Here is a 5,344-nt window from a genome sequence, read left to right on the forward strand (position 1 = left end):
GCTCTTCCGATCTGTCGCTCAGGTCGGCAACGTCGGCGGCGCCCAGTGCCGGTGCCGCCGCTGTTCGTGCGGAGGCCGGTGGTGCCGGCGCGACGGCCTCGGGCGCGAGGCGCTCGAGCAGGTGTCGGGCGATGGCGTCGATGGTCGGATGGTCGAACATCAGCGTCGAGGGCAGCGCACGGGGCAGCTCCAGCGCGCGGCCCAGACCGTTGCGAAGCTGCACGGCCATCAGGGAGTCCATGCCCAGGTCCATCAGCCGGTCGTGCAGCGCGGGTGGCGAGGCCGTGTCCAGGCGCATCACCTGCATCACCTGGGCACGCACCAGTTCGCGCAGCAGGTCGAGCCGCTGCGCCGGCACCGCGGCGTCGAAGCTGGGGCGCCACGCCGGCACCGCTGCCGCGGTCTGCCGGTCGGCCTGGCCGGCCGCGGCGGCCGTCAAGTCGGCGTCGGCCGATGCCGTGGCGGCGACACCGTCGCCTGGTACCTGCGCGACCACCACGTGCTGCCCCATCGCCTCTGCCGCCGACCCCGCCGGCGGCCAGGCGCCGGCTCGCGCGAAGCCGGCAGCGAGCAAGGCGGACTGCCACAGGTCGGGCGCCAGCAGCGGGTTGTCGCCACGCAGGTCGTCGGCGAAATGCTGCCAGCCTTCGATCAGACCGGTGGTCATGTCGAAGTACTCGAAGTGCACGGTCGACTCGACCAGCACCAGCACGCCGCCGGGTGCCAGCAGGCTGCGCAGGCGGGTCAGCGCGCCGCGCAGGTCCTTCACCGCGTGAACGGCGTTGGCGGCGACGATCACGTCGACGCTGCCTGGCGCCAGTGCCTGCTCGTCCAGCGGCTTCTCGAGGTCGAACAGTCCGAACTCGACGCCGGGCCACGCGGCGAAGCGTCGACGGGCTTCCGCGAGGAAAGCATCGCTGACGTCGGTGAACCTGTAGCGGAATCGGTCGGCCGGCAGTGCCGGCAGCAGGGACGAACTGGTGCCGCCGGTGCCCGCGCCGATCTCCATCACGCGCAGAACGCGGCCCACCGGCACCGCGGCGCCGAGCGATTCGAAGGCGGCGGCGGCCAGCTGGTTGATGTAGCGCATCGTCGCGGAGCGCTCGTACAGGTCACGGGCCAGATCGAAGGAGCCGCCGGGGAACAGGGTCTCCAGCGGACTCTCGCGGCCGCGCAGCACATCGCCGACCAGACTTCCGCAATGACGCACGTAGGCCAGCAGCGGGGCGTTGTCGGCGAACTCGCGCTCGACCTCCGTCCACAGGGCCTCGAGCGCCGGTGCCGGAAGCGCAGCGACGGCGACGAACTCGCCGCCTTCTTCGCGCAGCAGGCCGTCGGCAACCAGGCCGCGCAGCCAGCGCTGCAGCAGATGCTGATAGGCCGCGGCAATGCCTGCGGTCTCGCGCACGTCGGCCAGGCGGCGGCGCTCGCCGGCCGCCGCGAACAGACCCGCCTGGCGCATGGTCTGCAGCGCGTGGGCGCGTGTCAGACGGGCCAGCAACGCCCACTTGGCCGGGTAGGAGGCGACATCCAGGCCGATAGGAGCGCGGTCGGACTGGCGATCCAGCGCGTTGGCCATCTGCTGCCAGCGTTGCGCGGCCGAGGGGCCGCCGGCGGGCGTTGCCGACTCGGCATCGATCCAGTGGCGCTTGCGCTGGAAGGGATAGCCAGGCGCCGGCACGCGTCGCGCCCGGCGCCCGCGATGCAACTGCGCCCAGTCGATGTCGGCGCCGCTGCAGTACAGCGCTTGCAGGCCGTCGAACAGCGTGGGCCAGGCCCCGCGTCCTTCGCGCAGCGACGGCAGCCATTGCCCGGTTCCGAGCAGTTCCGAGCCCATGCCGAGCAGCACCGGGTGCGGGCTCATCTCGATGTAGTGCGTGATGCCCTGCGCAGCGAGCGCATGGATCGAGTCGGCGAAACGCACGGGCTCGCGCAGGTGGCGCCGCCAGTAGGCGGCCGAGCCGATCGATGCGCGGTTGGCGAGCCGGCCCGACAGGTTGGAGATCAACGCGAGCTCCGGCTCGGCATAGACGACGCCTTCCAGCGCGGACTCGAAGGCGTCGAGCACCGGGTCCATCAGGGGCGAGTGGAAGGCATGCGAGACGCGCAGCGGCTTGGTGCGTGCGCCACCCGCCGCGAAGCCCTGGGCGATCGCCTCGACGGCGCTGCGTTCGCCGCTGATGACCGTGTTGGCGGCGCCGTTGACCGCCGCGATCGCGACCCTGCCGCCCTGGCGCCCGATCGCCGCGGCAACCGCGGCCTCGTCGGCCTCGACGACCATCATCGCGCCGTCGCGCGGCAGTCCCTGGGCCAGGCGGCCGCGGGCGGCCACCATGCGCGCGCCGTCGGCAATCGAGATCGCACCGGCCACACAGGCCGCGGCGTATTCGCCGAAGCTGTGGCCCATCACCGCCACCGGTTCGACGCCCCAGCTGCGCCACAGCGTGGCCAGTGCCACCTCGATGGCGAACATCGCCGGCTGCGCATACTGCGTCTCGTCGAGCAGGCCGGCCGTTCCAGGCTCGCCGAACACGATCGGTCGCAGCGGCTGCGGCAGCAGTGCATCCAGCGCATCGCAGCAACGGTCGAAGGCCTCGCGGAAGGCCGGCGCGGCCTCGTAGAGTTCGCGTCCCATGCCGACGTACTGCGGGCCCTGACCCGGGAACAGGAAGGCGATGCGCGGCGCTTCGGCGCCGATGCGGCCCTCGGTCAGCGCCGGGTGCGGCTCGCCGCGCTGCCAGGCCGCCAGCGCGGCCTCCAGCGCGGCCGCATCGTCGCCCTGGGCCGCCAGGCGCAGCGGCTGGTGGGTCCGGCCGGCGCCGGCGGTGAAGCACAGGTCGGGCAGCGTGGCTTCGTCGCAGTCGGCCAGCCGCAGCCGATAGGCGCCGACCAGCGATTGCAGGGCCGCCGGGTCGCGCGCCGACAGCGGCAGGAGCTGTGGCGGCCGCGATCGACCAGCGGTCGTGTCGGACGCGGCCTCCTCCTTCTCGTCCGGCGGGCCGGCCTCGATCAGCACGTGGGCGTTGGTACCGCTGAACCCGAACGAGCTGATCCCGGCAATGCGCGGTGCGCCGGCCGGCCAGGGCGTGGTCTGCGTGGGCACGGCCAGCGCCAGCGATGCCCAGTCGATGTAGGGGTTGAGCTGCTGCAGGTGCAGGTGCGGAGGAATCTCGCCCTTGCGCAGCACCAGCACCGCCTTGGCCAGCCCGGCGAGGCCCGCCGCAGCCTCCAGGTGGCCGATGTTCGTCTTCACCGAGCCGATGGCCAGTGGCCGGTTGGCCTCCCGACCGTCACCGAGCACGGCCCCGAGCGCGTTGACCTCGATCGGATCGCCCAACGGCGTGCCGGTGCCGTGCGCTTCGACATAGCCGACGTCGCCGGCGACGACCCCGGCCGCCTCGAGCGCGGCCCGGATCACCGCCTCCTGCGCCGGGCCATTCGGCGCGGTCAGGCCGTTGCTGCGGCCGTCCTGGTTCACCGCCGTGCCGCGCACGAGTGCGAGGATGCGATCGCCGTCGGCACGCGCATCGGCGAGACGGCGCACCACCAGCATCACGCCACCTTCGCCGCGCACGTAGCCGTCGGCAGCGGCGTCGAAGGTCTTGCATCGACCGTCGCCGGCCATCATGCCGGCCTTCGAGAAGTTGACGTTGATCTCGGGCCTCAGCACCAGGTTGACGCCGCCGACCAGGGCGATGTCGCAGTCGCCGTGGCGCAGGCCCTGGCAGGCCAGGTGCAGCGCCACCAGCGACGACGAGCAGGCCGTGTCCACCGACACCGCCGGTCCCTGCAGCCCGAGCAGGTACGCGATGCGGCCGGAAGCGACGCTGAACGCGTTGCCCGAGCTGTAGTAGGGGTCGATGCGTTCGGGCTGGGCGAACAGGGCGCGCCCGTAATCGTTGTTCGCGATGCCCAGGTAGACACCGGTGCGTGTGCCGGCCAGCCCGGCTGGCGCATGGCCGGCATCCTCGAGTGCGTGCCAGGCGAGTTCCAGCGCAAGGCGCTGCTGCGGATCCATGCTCGCCGCCTCGAGCGGCGAGATGCCGAAGAACTCGGCGTCGAACCGGTCCACGCCATCGATGAAGCCGCCCAGCCGGGTGGTCATCTTGCCCGGCGCCTGCACGTCGGCGTCGTACCAGGCGTCGATGTCCCAGCGGTCGGCCGGGATGTCCGCGATGGCGTCCGTGCCGTTCCACAGCAGTTGTTCGAAGGTCGCGACATCGACAACGCCACCTGGCACGCGGATCGCGAGGCCGACGATCGCCAGCGGTTCGCGTGCCGTCGCCTCCAGTTCGGCCACGCGCGCACGCAGCTCGCGGATCTCGATCAGCGCGCGCTTGACGGGGGAGAGATCGGTGTCGGCCATCGTGTTCAGCGGCGTGGTGCCGGTGACTGGCCGGCCAGTTCGGCCAGCAGTTCGGCTTCGGCCTGTGCCTCGCTCAGCGCGGCGACGCCGAGCTCGGCCTGCGTCGGTGTCGCGACGGCGGCAGTGGCCAGCCCGAGCCGGCGGCTCAGTTCGTCGGCCAGAGCATCCAGTGAAGGATGATCGAACAGCAGCGTGGCCGGCAGCGGCCGGCCGACCGAGCGGGTCAGCTGATTGCGCAACTCCACGGCCATCAGCGAGTCGAGCCCGGCTTCCTTCAGCGGCACGGCGGCGCCGAGCGGCGTGTCCGGCGCCAGTCCGATGACCTGGCGAGCCTGCTCGGCCAGGTGCGCGAGCACGGCGCCTCGGCGCTGGCTGGCCGGCAACGCCATCCAGGCCTCGGCCCGGCTGGTCTTGCCGCTGGCGACTGTGGTGGCGCTCGCGGCGGCCTGCGCCCGGACCAGGCCGGCGTAGAAGTGCAGGTCCAGGCCCGCCGGCGCCGCGGCGAGAAAACGGGTCCAGTCGATCGGCAGCACGGCGGCATGGGCGGCGCCGTCACGCCACAGCCGCTCCAGCTGCGCGAAGGCGGTATCGGCCTCCAGCCAGCGCAGGCCCCGCGTGGTCCAGGCGTCGTGCCCGGCCGCGATGGTCGTTGCACCCATGCCGCCGTCGCGCCACAACCCCCAGGCCACGCTCAGCGTGGGCAGGCCGGCGCTGCGTCGCGCCTCGGCGATGGCGTCGAGCTCGGCATTGGCGGCGGCATAGGGTCCCTGACCCGCCGGGCCGAGCAGCGAGCCGGCGGCGGAAAAGAACACGAGGAAGTCCAGCGCCATCCCTCGCGTCAGCGTGTCCAGAAGGCGTGCGCCGTCCGCCTTGCCGCGACGCACCCGGGCGAAACGCCGTGCGTCCTGCATCAGCAGCGGGCCGTCATCGAGCACGCCGGCGGCATGCACGATGCCCCGCAGCGGCACCTGGCCCGGC

2 protein-coding genes are annotated in these 5,344 nt (G+C 72.7%); both read right to left on the minus strand.

The features are described 5' to 3' along the window. The coding region (locus tag AB7U92_RS21130; RefSeq protein ID WP_428581660.1) for a type I polyketide synthase at window positions 1–4,366 on the minus strand (4,366 nt) is incomplete at its 3' end. A 5-nt stretch (window positions 4,367–4,371) separates the two neighbouring features. Beyond that, window positions 4,372–5,344: beta-ketoacyl reductase (locus tag AB7U92_RS21135; RefSeq protein WP_428581663.1), on the minus strand; the 973-nt coding region annotated here is incomplete at its 5' end.

The sequence above is a fragment of the Piscinibacter sp. genome (assembly GCF_050175855.1).
Classification (GTDB): Bacteria; Pseudomonadota; Gammaproteobacteria; order Burkholderiales; family Burkholderiaceae_C; genus Piscinibacter.